Annotated in this window: 19 protein-coding genes; 11 read left to right on the plus strand and 8 right to left on the minus strand. The window is 60.7% G+C overall.

The features are described 5' to 3' along the window. Positions 1-7 precede the first annotated feature (7 nt). From RAK1035_RS14125 to RAK1035_RS14145, 5 genes are read left to right on the plus strand one after another with little or no spacing between them, the layout of a single operon-like run. On the plus strand, positions 8-877 hold the full coding sequence (locus RAK1035_RS14125; RefSeq protein ID WP_008280783.1) for a branched-chain amino acid ABC transporter permease: 870 nt from the start codon (positions 8-10) through the stop codon (positions 875-877). Further along, positions 870-1,847, plus strand: coding sequence for a branched-chain amino acid ABC transporter permease (locus RAK1035_RS14130; protein WP_232279187.1), 978 nt, complete (start codon positions 870-872; stop codon positions 1,845-1,847). Before RAK1035_RS14125 ends, RAK1035_RS14130 begins: the two co-directional genes overlap by 8 nt. Next, complete coding sequence (locus RAK1035_RS14135; RefSeq protein WP_008280785.1) at positions 1,844-2,611, plus strand: ABC transporter ATP-binding protein; 768 nt, start codon at positions 1,844-1,846, stop codon at positions 2,609-2,611. The genes RAK1035_RS14130 and RAK1035_RS14135 overlap by 4 nt, the downstream gene beginning before the upstream one ends. Next, on the plus strand, positions 2,601-3,308 hold the full coding sequence (locus tag RAK1035_RS14140; RefSeq protein ID WP_008280786.1) for an ABC transporter ATP-binding protein: 708 nt from the start codon (positions 2,601-2,603) through the stop codon (positions 3,306-3,308). Before RAK1035_RS14135 ends, RAK1035_RS14140 begins: the two co-directional genes overlap by 11 nt. Further along, the gene (locus tag RAK1035_RS14145) at positions 3,259-3,870 is read left to right on the plus strand and encodes a tetratricopeptide repeat protein (protein ID WP_232279188.1); all 612 of its coding nucleotides are present in this window, start codon (positions 3,259-3,261) and stop codon (positions 3,868-3,870) included. The genes RAK1035_RS14140 and RAK1035_RS14145 overlap by 50 nt, the downstream gene beginning before the upstream one ends. 37 nt (positions 3,871-3,907) lie before the next feature. Here RAK1035_RS14145 and RAK1035_RS14150 read toward each other — a convergent pair whose 3' ends face one another. Further along, positions 3,908-4,759 carry a DMT family transporter gene (locus tag RAK1035_RS14150; RefSeq protein WP_008280788.1) on the minus strand — a complete coding sequence of 284 codons (852 nt, stop codon included), beginning with the start codon at positions 4,757-4,759 and terminating at the stop codon, positions 3,908-3,910. A gap of 145 nt (positions 4,760-4,904) precedes the next feature. Between RAK1035_RS14150 and tdm the strand changes: the two genes are divergently transcribed. Together tdm and RAK1035_RS14160 are read left to right on the plus strand one after the other, a co-directional pair. Beyond that, positions 4,905-7,274, plus strand: coding sequence for a trimethylamine-oxide aldolase Tdm (tdm, locus tag RAK1035_RS14155; protein ID WP_008280789.1), 2,370 nt, complete (start codon positions 4,905-4,907; stop codon positions 7,272-7,274). Between the two features lie 45 nt (positions 7,275-7,319). Next, a complete protein-coding gene (locus RAK1035_RS14160; protein WP_008280790.1) occupies positions 7,320-7,760 on the plus strand; it encodes a globin domain-containing protein in 441 nt (146 codons plus the stop codon). A gap of 299 nt (positions 7,761-8,059) precedes the next feature. Here the strand turns inward: RAK1035_RS14160 and glnT are convergent, their stop codons facing one another. From glnT to RAK1035_RS14190, 6 genes are all read right to left on the minus strand, one after another. Further along, positions 8,060-9,388, minus strand: a complete 1,329-nt coding sequence (gene glnT, locus RAK1035_RS14165; RefSeq protein ID WP_008280791.1) for a type III glutamate--ammonia ligase — start codon at positions 9,386-9,388, stop codon at positions 8,060-8,062. Between the two features lie 73 nt (positions 9,389-9,461). Continuing rightward, positions 9,462-10,805, minus strand: coding sequence for an FMN-binding glutamate synthase family protein (locus RAK1035_RS14170; RefSeq protein ID WP_008280792.1), 1,344 nt, complete (start codon positions 10,803-10,805; stop codon positions 9,462-9,464). Positions 10,806-10,816: 11 nt separating this feature from the next. Further along, positions 10,817-11,494: a GXGXG domain-containing protein gene (locus RAK1035_RS14175; protein WP_008280793.1), complete on the minus strand. Its 678-nt coding sequence runs from the start codon at positions 11,492-11,494 to the stop codon at positions 10,817-10,819. Between the two features lies 1 nt (position 11,495). Beyond that, positions 11,496-12,392 carry a class II glutamine amidotransferase gene (locus RAK1035_RS14180; RefSeq protein ID WP_008280794.1) on the minus strand — a complete coding sequence of 299 codons (897 nt, stop codon included), beginning with the start codon at positions 12,390-12,392 and terminating at the stop codon, positions 11,496-11,498. 148 nt (positions 12,393-12,540) lie between these two features. Further along, positions 12,541-12,756: a hypothetical protein gene (locus RAK1035_RS14185; RefSeq protein ID WP_008280795.1), complete on the minus strand. Its 216-nt coding sequence runs from the start codon at positions 12,754-12,756 to the stop codon at positions 12,541-12,543. A gap of 11 nt (positions 12,757-12,767) precedes the next feature. Beyond that, positions 12,768-14,141, minus strand: coding sequence for an ammonium transporter (locus RAK1035_RS14190; protein WP_008280796.1), 1,374 nt, complete (start codon positions 14,139-14,141; stop codon positions 12,768-12,770). A gap of 248 nt (positions 14,142-14,389) precedes the next feature. Here RAK1035_RS14190 and RAK1035_RS14195 point away from each other — a divergent pair, with 248 nt between their 5' ends. From RAK1035_RS14195 to RAK1035_RS14210, 4 genes are read left to right on the plus strand one after another with little or no spacing between them, the layout of a single operon-like run. Beyond that, positions 14,390-15,535 (plus strand): aminomethyltransferase family protein, encoded by a 1,146-nt coding sequence (locus tag RAK1035_RS14195; RefSeq protein WP_008280797.1) that lies wholly within the window; start codon positions 14,390-14,392, stop codon positions 15,533-15,535. 28 nt (positions 15,536-15,563) lie between these two features. Further along, a complete protein-coding gene (dmmA, locus tag RAK1035_RS14200) occupies positions 15,564-16,199 on the plus strand; it encodes a dimethylamine monooxygenase subunit DmmA (protein WP_439525652.1) in 636 nt (211 codons plus the stop codon). Beyond that, a complete protein-coding gene (locus tag RAK1035_RS14205; RefSeq protein WP_008280799.1) occupies positions 16,196-17,182 on the plus strand; it encodes a PDR/VanB family oxidoreductase in 987 nt (328 codons plus the stop codon). The genes dmmA and RAK1035_RS14205 overlap by 4 nt, the downstream gene beginning before the upstream one ends. A gap of 13 nt (positions 17,183-17,195) precedes the next feature. Next, on the plus strand, positions 17,196-18,263 hold the full coding sequence (locus RAK1035_RS14210) for a heme-dependent oxidative N-demethylase family protein (RefSeq protein ID WP_008280800.1): 1,068 nt from the start codon (positions 17,196-17,198) through the stop codon (positions 18,261-18,263). 125 nt (positions 18,264-18,388) lie between these two features. Here RAK1035_RS14210 and RAK1035_RS14215 read toward each other — a convergent pair whose 3' ends face one another. Then, positions 18,389-19,036, minus strand: coding sequence for a helix-turn-helix domain-containing protein (locus RAK1035_RS14215; protein WP_008280801.1), 648 nt, complete (start codon positions 19,034-19,036; stop codon positions 18,389-18,391). Between the last annotated feature and the right edge of the window lie 12 nt (positions 19,037-19,048).

Raw genomic sequence — 19,048 nt, forward strand, 5'->3', positions numbered from 1 at the left:
CATTCCGATGATGGAACTCCTGGCGCAGACCGGCCTGAACGCCGTCTATGCAGCAAGCTATATTTCTTTGGTGGCCGTTGGCCTTGTGCTGATCTTTGGCGTGATGGGCGTGATCAATTTCGCCCATGGCGAGTTGTTCATGGCCGGGGCCTATGCGGTGGTGGCGCTTTATGCTGACATGCATCTGCCGTTCTTTGTGGCTGTGCCCATTGGCATGATTTTTGTGGGCATGCTGGGGCTTGTGATGGAGCGCGGGCTGTTTCGACCGCTCAAGGGCAATCCGCTGGGCGGTCTGGTGGCCTCGATCGGGTTTCTGATGATCCTGCAATCGCTGGCGGTGATGGGGTTTGGCGTGCGGATGGAGCATATTCCGCCCGTGACGCAAGAGGTCTGGCGCATATCTGACAAGGTGGGGCTGCCGGTGGCGCGCATCTATGTGATCGTGGCGGCGGTCGTTTTGTTGAGCGCGCTGTGGTATTTCCTCAAGCGGACGCGGTTTGGCTGGGCGCTGCGCGCCTCGGCACAAGACCCGGAGGCGGCGGCGTTGCAGGGGATTTCGATCACGCAAACCGCGCGCATCGCCATGTTCATCGGCGCGGCGCTGGCGGGGGTGGCGGGCGCGCTGACCGCGCCGCTGGTTTCGGTCAACCCGCATATGGGCCATTCGGTGATTGTCACGGCCTTTATCGTCATCATCGTGGGCGGGGTCGGATCCCTGGAGGGGGCAATCATCGCCTCGGTGGTCTATGCCTTTGTCCATACGTTCGTCACCACATTCTCGGATGGGGTGGTGGCCGATATCGTGGGTCTGTCGCTTATGCTGGTGGTGCTGATCGTCAAGCCTACGGGCCTATTCGGGAGTGCGGATCGTGCTTAAGCCGGTGATGTTCCTTTTGGGTGCTGCCGCGCTGATCGCGCTGCCGCATGGCCTGAGTTTCTCGCAACAGGAAATTCTTGTCTTTCTGGTGATCAATATCCTCTTGGTCATGTCCTACCGGTTGCTCACGCTGACTGGCGAATGGTCGCTGGGGCATGTGGTGATCATGGGGGTGGGGGCCTATGCCTCGGCTCTCATGACCAAGAACCTTGGCGTGCCGGTGCCGGTTGGCATGATCCTGGGCGGGGTTACGGCGGCGCTTTTGGCGGTGCTCTTGTCCTTTCCGCTGTTCCGGATGAAGGGGTTTTATTTCCTGATCGGGTCCTTCGCGGCGGGCGAGATCATCCGCCTGATCTGGAAGCGGTTTCGCGAACCCTTCGGCGGTGCCCGTGGCATTTCGGGGATTGATCCGATGCCGGATTTCTCGCTTGGGTTTTACAGTTTCGATTTCTTCGAGCCGGTGTCTTATTACTACTTTGCCGGGACGATTGTTGCTGTCTGCCTCTGGGTGCTGTGGCGGATCGAGAAATCACCCGTGGGCCTGACCTTTCACGCGGTGCATTGGCAAGACAAGCTGGCGCAGGCGTCGGGGGTGAATCTTCGGGCCTATCGCACGCTGGCCTTTGCCATCGCCTCGGGCTTTGCCGGGATCGCGGGGGCGCTTCAGGCGCATTACGTGGGCACGGTGAACCCCAATTCCTTTGACATCGAGGTGATGGTGTTTGTGCTGACATGGGCCATCGTGGGGGGGACGACAACGTTTTACGGCCCCATTCTGGGCTGTGTCCTGCTGACGGTGATCAATGAGGTCGTGCTGCGGGGGATGGGGTTCGAACAGGCGCGGCCGCTATTTTACGGGGCCATCATGATCCTGTCGATCCTGTTTCTTCCCAATGGGTTGGAGAGCATTGTTCAGAAAATCCTGCCGCGCAAAGCCACGGCGAAACCCGATAGAAAGGCCGCAGCATGACCGATTTTCTAGAAATGCGCGGCCTGACCATGCGCTTTGGCGGGTTGATGGCGGTGGATGGGCTGTCGTTCAAAGTGGCGCATGGCAGTATCCATGGGCTGATCGGGCCGAATGGCGCGGGCAAAACCACCACGTTCAACATGATCTCGGGGTTCTATACGCCGACGTCTGGTCAAATCCTGCTCAGGGGCGAGGATATTTCCGGCCTTGCGATGCATGAGGTGGCGCGGCGCGGTGTGGTGCGGACATTCCAGCACTCGACGCTTTTTGCCGAGTTGACGGTGTTGGAAAACGCGCTGGTGGGCACGCATATGCCGTTCCGGCCCAATATCTTTGCCGCGATCATCGGCTGGGACCGCGAGGATCGGCGTGGGGCAGAGGCGCGGGCGCGCGAGGCGCTTGAGTTTTTTGGTTTGGGCGATCTAGCCGACGAGCGGGCCGGGGATCTGTCGCATGGGCATCAGCGCGCTTTGGGGCTGGCGGTGGCCTATGCCAGCCATCCCGATGTGATGCTGCTGGATGAGCCATTCACCGGCATGAACCCCGAGGAGACGCGACAGATGATGGAGCTGATGCGCCGCCTCAAGGCGGATGGGATCACGATCCTTTTGGTGGAGCATGACATGCAGGCGATCATGGGGCTGTGTGATACCATCACCTGCATGAGTTTCGGCAAGTTTCTGGCCGAAGGGGGGCCGGCGGATATCCGGCATCATCCGGCGGTGATCGAGGCCTATCTGGGAGGCGCGCGCCATGTTGCTTGAGATGCGCAAGATCGCCGTCAACTATGGCAAGATCAATGCGATCCGCGATATTTCCATTGCCGTGCCCGAGGGCAAGATCGTGACGATCATCGGCGGCAATGGCGCGGGCAAGACCACGACGCTGCGCGCCATGTCGGGGATGATCCCGATTGTGGCGGGGGAAATCCTGTTTGAGGGGACGCGGATTGATCACCTGCCCGCGCATAAGGTGGTGGCGCATGGCATCGCGCATGTGCCCGAAGGGCGGCGTATCTTCAAGGATATGACGGTTGAGGAAAATCTGCGTACCGGCGCGTTTCTGCGGCGCGACAAGCCCGAGATCGAGCGCGATTTGGAGCAGGTCTATGACCGTTTCCCGCGCCTGCGGGAACGGCGGGTGCAGCGGGCGCAGACCATGTCGGGGGGCGAGCAGCAGATGCTGGCGATTGGCCGGGCGCTGATGTCAAAGCCGCGTTTGTTGCTGATGGATGAGCCGTCGATGGGGCTGGCCCCGGTGATTGTCGAAGAAATCGCGCGGATCATCGAAGAGATCAACGCGCAGGGGCTGTCGGTGGTGCTGGTGGAGCAGAATGCCGAACTGGCGTTGGAACTGGCGCATCATGCCTATGTGTTGGAAACCGGAAACACCGCAATGGAGGGGCCTGCCCATGAGCTTCGTGGAAATGAACATGTTCGCGCCGCGTACCTGGGGCTTTGAGCGCGGCGACGCCGAAATGCAGGTGGCGCGGGCGGCGGGTTGGTCGCGGGCTGATCTGGTCTGGGAACGTCTGACCGAGGCGGGCTGTGCCTGTTATCAGGCGGGCGACCGTTTGGGGGCAGACCGGATGCTGCGGCGGGCCGGATGGGTGGCGCGGCTGTTTTTCAGTGCGCGGGATTTGCGGCGGGCGACAAGCCTTGCCAATCTTGCGGTACTGGCGCGGGATGCCGGGCAGGGCGCGCGGGCGGAGCAGTTGCAAAAGCGGGCGCTGACCCTGTGGCGGACTGCGCCTGAGGTGGCGGGTGGACTGGTGTTCAAGCCGCGCAGCCGCTCGTCCTTGTTTCATCTGCGGATGGAGGCGCTGCACCGCGATACGTTCCACGACAATATGCGCAAGCGCTATCGCGCGATTGCCGCGGACAGTGATCAGGCGTTGCGGCAGTTGCTGGCGGGCGCGCGGCCCGAACGGCCCATCTCTGCGCGGTGGCGGGGGGAAAAGCCGCCGGTGTTCGATGACGGGCGCAAATTTCTGGCCGCCGCGTTGTTGATCTCCGAGGGCTGAGGTTTTTGCATCTGTGAAGGCCGAGGAAAGCGGCGGGTCAGTGCCCGCCGCCAAGCACGCCAATGGCGGTAAAGACGCCCAGCACCGCCAGCCATTGCGAGCCGCGCAGGCGTTCGCGCAGGAAGATGGCCGCAAAGAGCACGGTGATCACGCCAAAGGTCGAGGCGCCGATGGCGGCGAATTCGGGCCGCGCGGTCTGACCTGCGCCAATCACGCAGCCGATGGCCAGCGCGTCGAGTGTGCCCATCAAGATAAGCAGCGGCGTGTGGCGGCGGGTGAGGGCGAGAGGCGCACGCAGCGCGAGCGCAAAGCCCAACACCACCACAAGGGCGGCGGCGCGGGTCGGGGCCAAGAGCAGCAATTCGCCGCCCGTCGCCGTGGCCTTGTGCCCGATGGCGAAGGTCAGGGCAAAGCCCACGGCGGCCAGCAGCGACCAGGCGATGGCGGGCAGGGGGCTTGGGGCCTCGGCATGGTCGTGACCGGCATCGCTCTGGGCAATATAGGCCACGCCGCAGATGATGAGGCCGACCATGATCCATTCGAGCGCTGTCGTGGGCGCGCCATTGAGGCTGGCCCAGCCCACCGAGAGAATCGGATAGGCCCCGATCACCGGCGCCACCAGCCGCACCGGGCCGATAGAAAAGGCGCGGTAGAGCGCGGTGCCGCCCACGCCAAAGCAAAGACCAGCCAAAACCGCCAAGCCGATGTCGCCCCCCTCGGGCGCGTGCAGCCCCGCATAGGCGCTGATCGGTGTCACGATGATAAGGCCGAAGGCCAGAACCCAGACGAGCGGCGCGAAAATGCCATTGTTTTGGCTGACATAACGCACGCAAACATCATGGGTGCCCCAAGCGAGGGCTGCGACAAGCCCCAAGATCAACGCAGTCATTTTAGGTCTGGTCCTTTGTCGAGGGCTGACAATTCTGGCTCTGGTTCGGGTTTCATGTTGCTGGCAAGGCTGGCTTGCGATATTCTTATTGTTAAATAAATATTCCGCTTATGCAAATAGCTTGCAGGGAAAAAGGAGGTCCGAGGTGTTGGAAACGCGCTATCCCGAGGTTCAGGCGGGGCCGCCCCGGCCAAGTGTGATTGTCGAGCCGTGGGTGTTTGCGTTGCCTCCTGGGACGGAACGCTATGTGGTCGACGGCGCGGGTGCAATCCTAATCCGGATCGAAGCGGGAGATCGCCTGCGGGTGGTGAATACCGAAGGCGGGCAACGCTGTGAGATCGTGGCGGCGGGGCCGGATGGGACGGTTGATCCCGGTATTCTGGGCGAGGCGGGCACGGGCGATGCGGCTGGGCTGAAGGCCTTGCTTGCCGGGTCCGAGACATCATTGCGCGGTTTGCGCATGGGCCTTGAGGCGCGCGGCATGGATCTGGCGCGGGTGCGGTCGGTGGATGTGTTTGACAGCATGAGCCCGGCCGGGGATGCGGCGGAATTCACCGTGCTGCGCGACGGGGTGGCGGTGATCGCGGCCCCCGGCGGGATCATGGATTTCGCAGCGCAGGATACCGCGACGCCGCTTACCGTTTGGGTAACGCGTGCCAAGCTGAAATCCGCTGCGCGCTTTGAATTGCCCGATCCGCTGGCCGATCCGGTGACGGATTTGCGGGTGCATTCGGCCACGGCTGAGGCCTATTTCGTAAAAGCCGGGGATTATATCCAGATCCTTGATGTGGACGGGCGGCAATGCACCGATTTCCAGTGTTTTGCCGCGCGCAAGCTGGACAAGGGCATCGAGCATGCGCTGGATGTGACCACGACCCGCACGCTGATGGGCCATGCCTATCCGATGCCGGGGCTGCATGCGAAATACTATGATCAGGATATGTTGCCGCTGGTCGAGGTGGTGCAGGACACGGTCGGGCGGCATGATGCCTTTGCTCTGGCCTGTGCGGCGAAATATTACGACGATATCGGCTATCCGGGGCATGTGAACTGTTCGGATAATTTCAACGGCGCTTTGGCCCCGCATGGGGTGACGGGGCGCGCGGGCTGGATGGCGATCAATTTCTTCTTCAACACCGGCATTGACGCGCATGGGGTGCTGTATACAGACGAGCCTTGGACGCGGCCGGGGGACTATGTGCTGCTTCGCGCCTTGACGGATCTTGTGTGCGTGAGTTCGGCCTGTCCGGATGACACCACCGCCGCAAATGGCTGGAATCCCACGGATATCCATGTGCGCACCTATAGCGGCAAGGAAACCTTTCAAAGATCGGTGGCCTATCGGCCCACCCCCGACGCGGAGCCAAAAATGACCAAACAGACAGGATTTCACCCGTGTTTCGCGCGGTTTACCGAGAATTTCATCGAGTATAACGGTTTCTGGCTGGCTAGTGCCATGTCGAGCGCCGGGCCGATCGAGGAATATCACGCCTGCCGCCAGAAATCCGTGGTGCTGGACCTGAGCGCGCTGCGCAAGTTCGAGATCACCGGGCCGGATAGCGAGGCGCTGTGTCAGTATGTCTTTACCCGCGATATCAAGAAACTGCCGGTGGGCGGCGTGGTCTATACCGCGATGTGCTATCCGCATGGGGGCATGATCGACGACGGCACGGTGTTCCGCCTTGGGCAGGACAATTTCCGCTGGATTGGCGGCAGTGATTATGGTGGCGAATGGCTGCGCGAAAAGGCGCAGGAACTGGGGCTGAAGGTGCTGGTGCGCTCGTCCACCGATATGCAGCACAATATCGCCGTGCAGGGGCCGGAGAGCCGCGATCTTTTGAAAAAGGTGATCTGGACCGCGCCGCATCAGCCCAAGTTTGAAGAGCTGGGCTGGTTCCGCTTCGCGCCCGCGCGCATTGGCGATCACGACGGCGTGCCTGTGGTGGTGTCGCGCACCGGCTATACGGGCGAGTTGGGCTATGAGATTTTCTGTCACCCCAAACATGCGGTCGAGGTCTTTGATGCGGTCTGGGCGGCGGGCAAGGATCACGGGCTGACGCCCATGGGCCTGCAAGCGTTGGATATGGTGCGGATCGAGGCGGGGCTGATCTTTGCCGGCTATGATTTCAGCGATCAGACCGATCCGTTCGAGGCGGGGATCGGGTTTACCGTGCCGTTGAAATCAAAACCGGATGATTTCATCGGGCGCAAGGCGCTTATTCGGCGCAAGGAACATCCGGCGCGGGTGTTGGTGGGCTTGGATATCGACAGCAATGTGGCTGTGGGCCATGGCGATTGTGTTCATATCGGTCGGGCGCAGATTGGTGAGGTGACATCCTCGATGCGGTCGCCGCTTTTGGGCAAGAATATCGCCTTGGCGCGGCTTGATGTGGCGCATCATGCGGTGGGCACAGCCGTTGAGATCGGCAAGCTTGACGGGCAGCAGAAACGTTTGCCCGCGCAGGTGGTGCCCTTTGCCCATTACGATCCGCAAAAGACCAAACCGCGCTCTTGATTTCGGTCAAGGCAGGCGGCGTGCAGGGTTGCAAGAGTGGGGACCATGAGCACAGCCCTTGACGATATTGGCGGCGAAGCGCGACTGCGGGATCTGGTTCGGACGTTCTACGACCGGATGGAGCAGGACCCTGCGGTCTACGCGCTGCACCGGCTGCATTTTCGCGGTCATGGTCTGGAGCATACGCGCCAGACGCAGTTTGAATTCCTGTCGGGGTTTCTGGGGGGACGTGCGTATTATCGCGAGCGGTTCGGGCATATGGACCTGCGCGAGATTCACGCGCATGTGCCGATCCGGCAGGCGGATGTGACCATGTGGCTGGAGACATTCGACGCGGCGTTGCGCGCTGAGGGTATGGAAGGGCCGGTGGTCGAGCGATTTCGCGCGGTCTTGCACCGTGCGGCGCATATGCTGATCAACACAGTGCCGGATTGGCGGGAAGAGGCTGGTCACCTGGGGCAGGAGTGCCCGGTGTCGGGGGCGTGAGGGGCGCGTGGCTAAGTTGTGAGCCGCGCGGTCGCTGGGCCGGGGACTAGCGAAGCAACGGCGTAAACTGGCACTTAATCCCAGCAACGTCTGTCTAACGTGACAGTATGGTGTTTCGTCTCAAAATCGCTAGGCCGCGGGACGGCCCAGCGATCCGCGCGGCGGCGCGTTCCGCGCCTTGTTCCGCGCGGGAACACACAGCACGTGTAAAACCCAATTGCGTAGTTCGCGCGCGCAACTCAAACAAAAATGGCCCGCGCAATCTCTTGCGCGGGCCAATTGTCCGACGTGTCACGCCCTCAGATATCAAGCGTGTTGTCGCGTTCCCATTTGGTGAAATGGCTGACAAAGGAATTCCATTCCTGGCGCTTCAGCTTGAGATAGGCGGCGGAGAAATCTTCGCCCATGGTCGCTTTGAGCTCTTTGTCTTTGTCATATTCGCGCAGCGCGTCGAGCATGTTGAGCGGCAGTTTGGGCGCGCCGCGCACCTTGTGACCGTCGGCATACATATCAATATCGTGACGCTTGCCGGGATCAGCCTTGGAGCGGATGCCCGAGAGGCCCGCCGCGATGATCACGGCCTGCAAGAGATAGGGATTGACCGCGCCATCGGGCAGGCGCAGCTCGAACCGGCCGGGGCCGGGGACGCGCACCATATGGGTGCGGTTGTTGCCGGTCCATGTGACCGAGTTGGGCGCCCATGTGGCACCTGAAATGGTGCGGGGCGCGTTGATACGTTTGTAGCTGTTGACGGTCGGGTTGGTGATCGCCGCAAGCGCGCTGGCATGTTTCATGATGCCGCCCAAGAAATGCTTGCCGCGCTCTGACAGGCCGACTTCGCCGGTCTGGCCTTCGCCTTTGCCTGCAAAGACGTTGGTCTTGGCCTGTTTGCCGGGGCCATCCCAAACCGAGATATGCGCGTGACAGCCATTGCCGGTCATGCCTTCGATCGGTTTGGGCATGAAGGTGGCGCGGAAGCCGTGCTTTTCCGCAACGGATTTGGTCATGAATTTGAAGAAGGAATGTTTGTCGGCTGTGTCCAGCGCGTCGTCATATTTCCAGTTCATCTCGAACTGGCCATTCGCGTCTTCGTGGTCGTTCTGGTAGGGTTCCCAGCCAAGTTCCAGCATATAATCGCAGATTTCGCGCACCACGTCATAGCGCCGCATCACGGCCTGCTGGTCATAGCAGGGCTTGCCGCTGGTATCGAAGGGATCGCTGATCTGATCGCCCTCGGGGGTCAGCAGGAAGAATTCGGCCTCGATGCCGGTTTTGACATGCATGCCTTCGGCTGCGGCCTCGGCAATGAGGCGGCGCAGTACGTTGCGCGGCGCTTGGGGCAGGTCTTTGCCGTCCATGACGCAGTTGGCGGCGACCCATGCCACATCGCGTTGCCACGGCAGTTGGATGACCGACGCGGGGTCTGGCACGGCCAGCATGTCGGGATGCGCGGGCGTCAGATCAAGCCAGGTGGCAAAGCCTGCAAAACCGGCACCGTCCTCTTGCATGTCGGCAATCGCCTCTGCCGGCACCAGCTTGGCGCGCTGTCCACCGAACAGATCGGTGTAGGAAATCATGAAGTATTTTACGCCCTTGTCCTTGGCAAATTTCGCCAGATCACTGGTCATTTTTTCGGTCCCTGTTGTCATGTGTTATCGGATGTTGGCGGGCGTGGCCCGTGGGGCCACGCCTGGCGGAGGATCAGAAGCTGGTGCCGGGTTTGCCGGGCCACCAATCGGTGCCGGCGAGCGGCACCTTTGCCATGGCGGCGGCCTCCATCGTCACGGCGCACAGATCCTCTGGTTCGAGATTGTGCAGGTGGCTTTTGCCGCAGGCGCGCGCGATGGTCTGCGCCTCGAGCGTCATCACCTTGAGATAGTTGTTGAGGCGGCGGCCCCCTTCGATGGGGTCGAAACGCTTCATCAACTCGGGGTCTTGGGTGGTGATGCCTGCGGGGTCTTTGCCTTCGTGCCAGTCGTCATAGGCACCTGCGGTGGTGCCCAGCTTGTTATACTCGGACTCCCACTTGGGGTCATTGTCGCCAAGCGCGATCAGGGCCGCCGTGCCGATGGCCACCGCATCCGCGCCAAGCGCCATGCATTTGGCCACATCGGCCCCGGTGCGGATGCCGCCAGAGACGATCAACTGCACTTCGCGGTGCATGCCGAGATCTTGGAGCGCGCGCACCGCCTCGCGGATACAGGCGAGGATGGGCTGGCCCACATGTTCGATGAACACGTCCTGCGTGGCCGCTGTGCCGCCTTGCATCCCATCGAGGACGACCACATCGGCCCCCGCCTTGACCGCGAGCGTGGTGTCGAAATAAGGGCGTGCACCGCCGACCTTGATATAGATCGGCACCCGCCAGCCGGTGATTTCACGCAGTTCCAGCAGTTTGATTTCCAGATCGTCGGGGCCGGTCCAGTCGGGGTGACGGCAAGCCGAGCGCTGGTCGATCCCCTTGGGCAGGTTGCGCATCTGCGCGACGCGGTCCGAGATTTTCTGACCCAAGAGCATGCCGCCGCCGCCGGGTTTGGCCCCTTGGCCCACCACCACTTCGATTGCATCGGCGCGGCGCAGGTCGTCGGGGTTCATGCCATAGCGCGAGGGCAGATATTGATAGACCAGTTTCTTGGAATGGCCGCGCTCTTCGGGTGTCATGCCGCCGTCGCCGGTGGTGGTCGAGGTGCCTGCCAGCGTCGCCCCACGCCCAAGCGCCTCTTTGGCGGGGCCAGAGAGCGCGCCAAAGCTCATGCCCGCGATGGTGACCGGGATGTCGAGATGAATGGGGTTTTTGGCAAAGCGGGTGCCCAGGGTCACCGAGGTATCGCAGCGCTCGCGGTATCCCTCGAGCGGGTAGCGCGAGATGGACGCGCCCAAGAAGAGCAGGTCATCGAAATGCGGCACCTTGCGCTTGGCACCGCCGCCGCGAATGTCATAGATGCCGGTGGCCGCCGCACGCCGGATTTCGGCGTTGATCGACTGCGTGAAGGTTGCCGATTGGATCGGCTGGGTGCGCGGAGCGCCGTGGGTCTCGTCTTTCATGGTCTGAGCCCTCAGTATGCGTTGTCAGGTTTGAAGTTATAAAGCTGGCGAGCCGAGCCGTAGCGCTTGAACTCTTCTGGTTTGGCGTCACAGCCGCCACGTTCCAGCAACTCGGCAAGAAGGTCGAGATGTTCGGGGCGCATCTCTTTCTCGATACAGTCCGCACCAAGCGATTTCACGGAACCGCGCACGAACAAGCGCGCCTCATAGAGGCTGTCGCCAAGCGCGTCGCCCGCATCGCCGCAGACCACGAGATTGCCGGATTGCGCCATGAAGGCGGACATATGGCCGATGTTGCCATGCACGATGATGTCGATACCCTTCATCGAGATACCGCAGCGCGACGAGGCATTGCCCTTGATGACAAGCGTGCCGCCATTGCCGGTGGCCCCGGCATATTGGCTGGCGTCGCCCTCGACGATCACGGTGCCGCTCATCATGTTTTCGGCAACACCCGGACCGGCAGAGCCATGCACATGCACGGTCGCCTGTTTGTTCATGCCGGCACAATAGTAGCCGGTCGAGCCCATGACATGCACCTCGATAGGGGCGTCGAGCCCGACGGCGATGGCATGGCTGCCGCGCGGATTGATGATATCCCAACCGGTTTGGTTGGTTTCATTGGCCTGGGCCTGAAGGGTGGCATTGAGGCTGCGCAGCCCATCGGCTGCTAGGTCGAATGTCTGCATGTCAGTGCTTCCAGAAATAGACGGTTGCGGGCTCGGGTTCCCAGACGCGGGCCTGTTCGATGCCCGGCAGGTTGACGAGGGCGCGATATTCGCTGCCGAAGGCCACGTATTGATCGGTCTCGGCCATGACGGCGGGCTTGCAGGCGATGGGATCGCGGACCACGCCAAACCCATCTTCGGTGCCGACCACGAAGGTGAAAAAGCCATCGAGATCGACCAGCGAGCTTTCCAGCGCTTCGCCCAGCGTTGCGCCTTCGCGCATTTTCCATGTGAGATAGGCGGCGGCAACCTCGGTGTCGTTCTGGGTCTCGATCCGCACGCCTTCACGCAGCAGTTTGCGGCGCAGGGAGTTGTGGTTGGAGAGCGACCCGTTGTGCACAAGGCATTGATCAGCCCCGGTGTTGAAGGGGTGCGCGCCCATCGTGGTCACAGCCGACTCGGTGGCCATGCGGGTATGGCCGATGCCATGGGTGCCGCTCATTGCGGAAATCTCAAAGCGGGCGGCCACGTCTTTGGGCAGGCCCACCTCTTTGTAAATCTCGATGCTTTCGCCTGCGGACATGACGCGCACACCGGGCACGAGGCGCTCGAGCGCTGCACGGGTGTCGGCGGCCTTGTCGGCGGGGAAATCCAGCACCGCATGGGTATCCTTGCGGGTCAGGGTGACCGGTGCGCCCAATTCGGACGACAGGCGTTCTGCCAGACCGTCGAAATCGCGGGCAGCGGTATCCGACTGGATGGTCAGTTTGGCATGGCCCGCCTGAGGCGCACCATAGATGGCGATCCCGGCACTGTCGGGGCCACGGTCCGTCATGGTGATCAACATATCCGTCAGCATGCTGCCAAGCTGGGGTTCAAGTGCTTTGTCTTTCAGGAAAAGTCCGACAATCCCGCACATTCGCGTTTGCTCCACTTTAGTGATTCTGCCCCGTGGGGCCCTTCAGTCCGAGGCTAACATCGGGCTCCGGTGACTGCAACTCAAATGAATAAAAGTTTCCTGTAAGTATTTGCGCGGGCAGCTGTCGCCCGCGCAAATCAGAGCAGGATCAGTAGCGTTCGAGATGTTTGCGGATCTTTTCAGGATCGCCCATCTTGCGCGCTTCTTCCAGATGTTCGCCCTCGCGGACAAATTGAATGCGGTGCCATGCGAGCCAGAAGATCACACCCGCCACGACCATCGGGATTTCATACCCTTGGAAGGGGTAGATGGGCCCAACTTCGGCAAGATCAACTGCCCAGGATTCGTATCCGATTGTAGACATGTGCCTTATCCTTATTCTGCGGGGGTTGGTTTGGTGTTGAGATAGGCCTTGTCGGCCTCGATGACCTGAACAATGGCATCCTCATAGGCGTGGTGTTCTGCGTAATCGAGACCCTGCAATTCGACTTCGACCGGGATGCGCAGCACGCCAGCGGCGGCCTGCATCTTGGCCACGATGAAGGCGGGCAGGAAGCCCAGACAGAAGAACATGATCACCGCACCAAGGGTCTGACCCAGCGGGTTGATTGTCGCGTAGCCCTCAAACGGAGAGGAGGGTGCGCCCCAGAGCAGGAAGCCCGCGATGATCAGGCCGACCACGCCGGAATACCCGTGCACGGCAACAGCGCCCACAGCATCGTCAAGCTTGAAGCGACGCTCGACCCAGAAGTGCAGTTTGTAGACGATCACAACACCGACCGCACCGACCAGCATGGCCTGAACCGGATGATAGAGGTCATTACCTGCCGAGGCCGTAATGATCCCGGCAAGACCGCCCGAAAACGTCCAGAAGGCATCGCCCTTGGACACCACATAGGCCGCCATCAGACCGCCCGAGAGCGACATCAGGAAGTTGAAGGTGATGGCCGACAGCGAGGTGGGCGCGAGGTAGATATTTGTGGCTGTCCAGGTGGTGCCGGTGATCTGGCCGCCAATGACTTCGGGCGAGATGAGCGGCACGTTGCAGGCGGCATAAAAGCCCCAGAAGCCGGTATAGATCAGGAAAATCCCGATGGTCAGCATCCAAGGGTTATGCGGCGGGATATCCCGCGGGGTGCCGTCGGCTGCGAATTTGCCGATCCGTGGACCCAGCACCATGATCACACCCAGAGCATAGCCGCCCGCGATGGCATGGATCACGCCAGACGCGTAGGCGTCATGGTAGCCCAGATACTTGACCATCCAGCCGTCATAGTGCCAGCCCCAGGCCGCGTCGATGATCCACCAGACCGAGCCGATCAGAACCGCATGCACCCAGAGCGCCGAGGAGCGAATCCGCTCGATCACCGAGCCGGACACGATCGAAGCGGCGGTCCAGGAAAACAGCAGGAAGGCCGCCCAGAACACACCGGTGATCCGGTCGTCAAGGTTGGTGGCCATGTTCGGTGACCATGGCAAATTGGCACTCGCCATTTCATGATTCAGGCCGCCAAAGAAGGGGAACATCGGGAAGGCCCAATAAATCCACCAGCCGAAAAAGAAGAAGGTCACGGTAACGAGGGGAATCACCATCACGTTTTTCATCAGCGTATGCATGTGGTTGCGGCGGCGGCTGGCGCCCACCTCATACATGCAAAACCCAACGTGGATCAGAAACATGAAAACGACCGTCACCCAATAGTAAAATTCGGTGAAGATGGTCGTCAACGCATCAAGGTTGCCGTTCATCGCACTCTCCCTGTTGTGCAGTTTGTTGTTTTATTGGTGGTGAAAACTTTTTCTTCTAAGGGAGACAAAGATTTCTCGCTCTGTCAACCAGTTTGAATCGAAGTGTCGCTCACTTGGCGTGACCACCGGTATTTGCGCATACAGCAAAAATATATTCCCGTCAGGAAAATAATCTGCATAGAAGTATTGATTTTTGCTGCGATCTGCGTCTGAATATCGCCAAACACAACACCGACAGGGAGGCTGACATGGCCATTATCTACAGAACATCTGCGCTCGCACCGCGTCATACTGAGATCGGTGGCGAGCTGACCGACTGGAATGGCATGGGCACCGCATGGTTCTATGACCACACGGATGAGCGCGCCGAGGCGGATTATCTGGCAGTCCGCACCAAGGCGGGGCTGATGGATGTGTCGGGCCTCAAGAAAGTGCACATCGTCGGGCCGCATGCCGCCGCCGTGATCGACCGTGCCACCACGCGCAATGTCGACAAGATCATGCCGGGGCGTGCGGTTTATGCGTGCATGCTGAATGATGCGGGCAAGTTCATCGACGATTGCGTGATTTACCGCCTGTCGGTCAATCATTGGATGGTGGTGCATGGCACCGGCACCGGCCACGAAACGCTGGCGATGGCCGCCTATGGCAAGAATGTCGCCATGCTGTTTGACGACGACCTGCACGATATGTCGCTGCAAGGGCCGGTCGCGGTGGATTTCCTTGAAAAACACGTGCCGGGCATTCGCAATCTGGCCTATTTCGGCATTCTGCAAACCAAGCTGTTTGATCTGCCGGTGATGATCTCGCGCACCGGATATACCGGCGAGCGCGGCTATGAGATTTTCTGTCAGGGCCGGCATGCGATCCAGATTTGGGATCGGATTCTGGAAGAGGGCAAGGACATGGGCATCGTGCCGGTGCAATTCTCGACCCTCGATCTCTTGCGCACGGAAAGCTACCTGCTGTTCTATCCGGGTGACAATTCCGAGACCTTCCCGTTCAAGGACGATCTGTGCGGCGATACGCTGTGGGAGCTGGGGCTTGATTTCACCGTCTCGCCGGGCAAGACCGGGTTCCGCGGCTCGGAAAACCACTATGCGCTGAAGGGAAAAGAGCGTTTCAAAATCTACGGCGTGCGGCTTGAGGGCAAGCGCGCGGCGGATATGGGCGCGCCGCTGCTCAAGGATGGCGAGGTTGTCGGTGTGGTGACCTTTGGTCTGAATTCAAACCTCAACGGGTATAACGTGGGGATCGCGCGGATGCCGGTTGACTGCGCTGTGCCGGGCACCAAGATGAGCGTGCGCTATGCGGATGGCACCGAGGTCGGTTGCGTGGCCGAGGAGATGCCGTTCTATGACAAGGACAAGCTGATCCGCGCGGCCAAGGGGTAACCCCTTGGCCCACGGGCCTTTGGCTCTAATGACGCGAAAGGGAGCAGACGCGAAGATGTCGAAATTCCAGTTTCCGGAGAGTATCGCCAGCCGCCCGGTCTATGGCACATTGGCCCCGCGACCGGGCAAGGCGCATCTGATGATCGCCGATGCCGAGGGGGCTGAGGCGCTGTTGGATCTGGCCGCGCAAGATGCGGGGCTGATGGCCAAGACGCATGTCCTTTATATCCCCAAGGGCACGGGCGAGACCTATGTGGACAAGCTGCGCGCGGCGGGTCCGGCGCAGCTTTATGTCGGGCCAAGCTATGCCGCTTCGGTGCCGCGGCTGCGGCGGGTGTTGTCGGATGCGCATATGGGCTTGCAGGTCTATCTTGCGGGGACAGAGGGGCTGATGGGGCAGGCAATGAATGAGGCGGTGACGGCGGGTATTCCGCATAGCGCCATTCAGACCGAGCATCGCGGCTCCACCGCACGGCGCATGCAATGTGTGCATTGCAAGGGGATCACAGAGGATGTGACCACCGATCCCTTTGTGTGTTCGCATTGCGGCCTCAACCTCTTTGTGCGCGATCACTATTCGCGCCGGTTGGCAGCCTTTCAGGGCGTGTGCATCGATGCCGAAGACCCCGGCAATATCCCCCCTGCAAAGGAGATTTATTCATGAGCGCCGCCCCCCAAAAGGCCCGCGCCGGGGCTGAAAAGATCGAGGTGGTTGTCGCCGCCGTGGTGCCGGTGAATGAGCTGGTGACGCGGTTTGAATTTCGCCGCCCGGACGGGGCGGAGTTTCCGCCGTTTTCGGCGGGCGCCCATACGGTCGTGGAAATGCACGACGAGGGGCGCACGCGGCTTAACCCCTATTCGCTGATGTCTGATCCCGGTGATCGTTCCCTTTATGCCATTTCGGTGCGGCGCGATGACGAGGGGCGGGGTGGCTCGCTCTATATGCATCGCCATGTCAAACCGGGTGATGCGATGACCATTACCTATCCGGTCAACCTTTTCCCGCTGGATTTGCGGGCGCGCAAGCATGTGTTCTTTGCCGGTGGCATCGGCATCACGCCATTCATGGCGATGATCGCGCAGTTGGAGCAATCGAATGGCAATTGGGAATTGCATTATGCCTGCCGCAGCGCCGCACTTGGCACTTATGCCGATGAGTTGCGGGGAAAGTATCCCAACAAGGCGCATGTCTATTACGACGATCAGGAGCAGGCGATTCCGCTCGATGATCTCTTGAGCGGGCAACCTTTGGGCACGCATATCTATGTCTGTGGTCCCAAGGGGATGATCACTTGGGTCAAGACCCGTGCCGCTGCCCTTGGCTGGCCCGAAGAGGCGGTGCATTCCGAGGAATTCCTTGCGCCGCAACCCGGTGCGCCGTTTGAAGTGCGGCTGTGCAAATCCGATCTGGTCATTCAGGTGGGCGAACACGAAAGCCTGCTCGAGGCGATCGAGCGGGCCGGGGTTGATGCGCCGTTCCTCTGTCGCGGCGGGGCCTGCGGCCAATGCGAGACCGATGTGGTCGAGGTGGACGGCGAAATCGTGCACCGCGATCACTGGCTGGACGAGGCCGATCATGCCAGCGGCAAGAAAATCATGCCTTGCGTCAGCCGTTTCATCGGCAAGACGCTGGTTCTGGACCGATAAGGAGCCACGCGAGATGACCATTCAGTTCAATAACGAGACCTTCCGCGACGATTATTCGTTCCGCAATTCGGCTTGGGCGATCAAGCGGTTCCCGTTCCCGTTCCACGAAGACAGCTATATGTATTCGGTCAATATGGAGCAGCATCGCGGCGGGCCTGCGGGCTCGGTCTATGAAAAGCGGTTCGATGTCGACGAGCATTACCTGTCAGAGATGCGCGACCGGGCACTGGTGCTGGCCGATGATCCGCTGCGCTGTCAATCTTTGCCGCATATGACGCTGGCCGGGTGGGACGTGCTCGAGCTTATCATGACCTGCAAGGCCGAGGATTACCCCGACCTCTTTGAACTGCACCGCGATGGCAACCGCTGGCGCTGGATCAACAAGCCGATGGGGATCGACCACAGTTTCACCTTTCTTGACCCAACCACGCTGCCCTGCGGCCCATTGGAATATATCACCCGCCAGACGCAGGGCGATTTCGCGGTACTCGATCAGCGCGACGAGATGCTGTGGATGGATGCCGGGATGGTCACGACACAGGCGGATTGGTCGCTTGATTTCGATATCGGCATGAATTTCTTTGAATGGCACGCGCCGGTGCCCTTGGCGCATGAGATGGGAATTTTCCAGCGCGCGCTGAAATTCCTGCTTAATGTGCAGCAAGGCGCGCCCGCGCGGCGGCTGAACTGGACGATGACGGTTAATCCGCTCTTGGATACCAGCCCCGAGAATTACCACAAATGGGGCGTGCAAAAGACCACGCTGACGCCTGAAAACATCGGCGCTAAACAGCATTTGCGGGTGGAGTTGCAGACGTTTTTCCGGCTGCCGCGGTCCAATGCGCTGCTGTTTCCGATCCGGTGCTATCTGATTGCGTTTCAGGATGTTGTCAGCGTGCCGAAATGGGGCCGCCGGTTGCACCGTGTGGTGCGCGATCTGCCCGAGGAACTGGCGACCTATAAGGGGTTCATCGCCAATCGCCCGATGATGATCGAGTATCTGAGCCAGTATGACGATGGCCTGCCCACCAGCCCCGGTATCTGGCCAGATCTGGAGACAGAGCCGCCATTGCAGAAATGAGGGGGTGTGGTGGCTGTTGCCAAGGGTGCCCCAATTCCCTGCGCGGATCGCCGGGCCGTCCTGCGGCCTAGCGAACCGCGGACCTCATCGTTTGCGGTTAAGGCAAGCAATCGTTCCCCCAAGCCTTAGCTTTTCTGTGGATAGCTGATGATTGACAGATACCGGATCGGGAAACGGATCAACTGGTCCGGCCCGTGCGGGGCGTCGGCATCAAAAAACAGGGTATCGCCGGGGGTAAGGTGATAGGTCTCGTTGCCATGGCGATAGCCGACTTCGCCGTCGAGCATGTAGATCATCTCGATCCCCTCATGCTGAAAGGTCTTGAACGTGTCGGATTCGGAGTTGAGTTCAATCAGATAGGGCTCGACCATAACGCCGCTGCTGTTCGATCCGATGTGACCCAAGAGATTGTATTGATGTCCCGCGCGGGTGCCGGCGCGCTCGATCTCGACGCCTTGGCCCGCCTTGGTATGCACCGCCTCGCGGCGTTCTTCGTATTCCTTGAAAAACGCGGTCAGCGGCACCGAAAGCGCATGGGCCAGTGTTTGCAGCGTGGTCAGCGAGGGCGAGGTGTTGCCGTTCTCGATCTTGGAGAGCATGCCGATGGAAAGTTCGGTCATGTTCGAAAGCTCGGCCACGGTGATGTTCTGTTTCTTGCGATAGGCGCGCACCTCGCGGCCGATGGCAACCTCAAGCACTTTTTCACGCTCGTCGCGCAGCTTATGAGGGTCCTGAGTCAGTTTGACCAATTTCGCGGGTTCCATGATGCTCATTGTTTTCCTCTC

It is taken from the genome of Roseovarius sp. AK1035 (genome assembly GCF_003288315.1).
GTDB classification, from domain to species: domain Bacteria; phylum Pseudomonadota; class Alphaproteobacteria; order Rhodobacterales; family Rhodobacteraceae; genus Roseovarius; species Roseovarius mucosus_A.

Coding starts and splice junctions, on each gene's coding strand:
- RAK1035_RS14125 (WP_008280783.1), top strand. CDS start 8: ATGATGGAACTCCTGGCGCAGACCGGCCTGAACGCCGTCTATGCAGCA.
- RAK1035_RS14135 (WP_008280785.1), top strand. CDS start 1,844: ATGACCGATTTTCTAGAAATGCGCGGCCTGACCATGCGCTTTGGCGGG.
- RAK1035_RS14140 (WP_008280786.1), top strand. CDS start 2,601: ATGTTGCTTGAGATGCGCAAGATCGCCGTCAACTATGGCAAGATCAAT.
- RAK1035_RS14145 (WP_232279188.1), top strand. CDS start 3,259: ATGAGCTTCGTGGAAATGAACATGTTCGCGCCGCGTACCTGGGGCTTT.
- RAK1035_RS14150 (WP_008280788.1), bottom strand. CDS start 4,759: ATGACTGCGTTGATCTTGGGGCTTGTCGCAGCCCTCGCTTGGGGCACC.
- RAK1035_RS14160 (WP_008280790.1), top strand. CDS start 7,320: ATGAGCACAGCCCTTGACGATATTGGCGGCGAAGCGCGACTGCGGGAT.
- glnT (WP_008280791.1), bottom strand. CDS start 9,388: ATGACCAGTGATCTGGCGAAATTTGCCAAGGACAAGGGCGTAAAATAC.
- RAK1035_RS14170 (WP_008280792.1), bottom strand. CDS start 10,805: ATGAAAGACGAGACCCACGGCGCTCCGCGCACCCAGCCGATCCAATCG.
- RAK1035_RS14175 (WP_008280793.1), bottom strand. CDS start 11,494: ATGCAGACATTCGACCTAGCAGCCGATGGGCTGCGCAGCCTCAATGCC.
- RAK1035_RS14180 (WP_008280794.1), bottom strand. CDS start 12,392: ATGTGCGGGATTGTCGGACTTTTCCTGAAAGACAAAGCACTTGAACCC.
- RAK1035_RS14185 (WP_008280795.1), bottom strand. CDS start 12,756: ATGTCTACAATCGGATACGAATCCTGGGCAGTTGATCTTGCCGAAGTT.
- RAK1035_RS14190 (WP_008280796.1), bottom strand. CDS start 14,141: ATGAACGGCAACCTTGATGCGTTGACGACCATCTTCACCGAATTTTAC.
- RAK1035_RS14195 (WP_008280797.1), top strand. CDS start 14,390: ATGGCCATTATCTACAGAACATCTGCGCTCGCACCGCGTCATACTGAG.
- dmmA (WP_439525652.1), top strand. CDS start 15,564: ATGACGCGAAAGGGAGCAGACGCGAAGATGTCGAAATTCCAGTTTCCG.
- RAK1035_RS14205 (WP_008280799.1), top strand. CDS start 16,196: ATGAGCGCCGCCCCCCAAAAGGCCCGCGCCGGGGCTGAAAAGATCGAG.
- RAK1035_RS14210 (WP_008280800.1), top strand. CDS start 17,196: ATGACCATTCAGTTCAATAACGAGACCTTCCGCGACGATTATTCGTTC.
- RAK1035_RS14215 (WP_008280801.1), bottom strand. CDS start 19,036: ATGAGCATCATGGAACCCGCGAAATTGGTCAAACTGACTCAGGACCCT.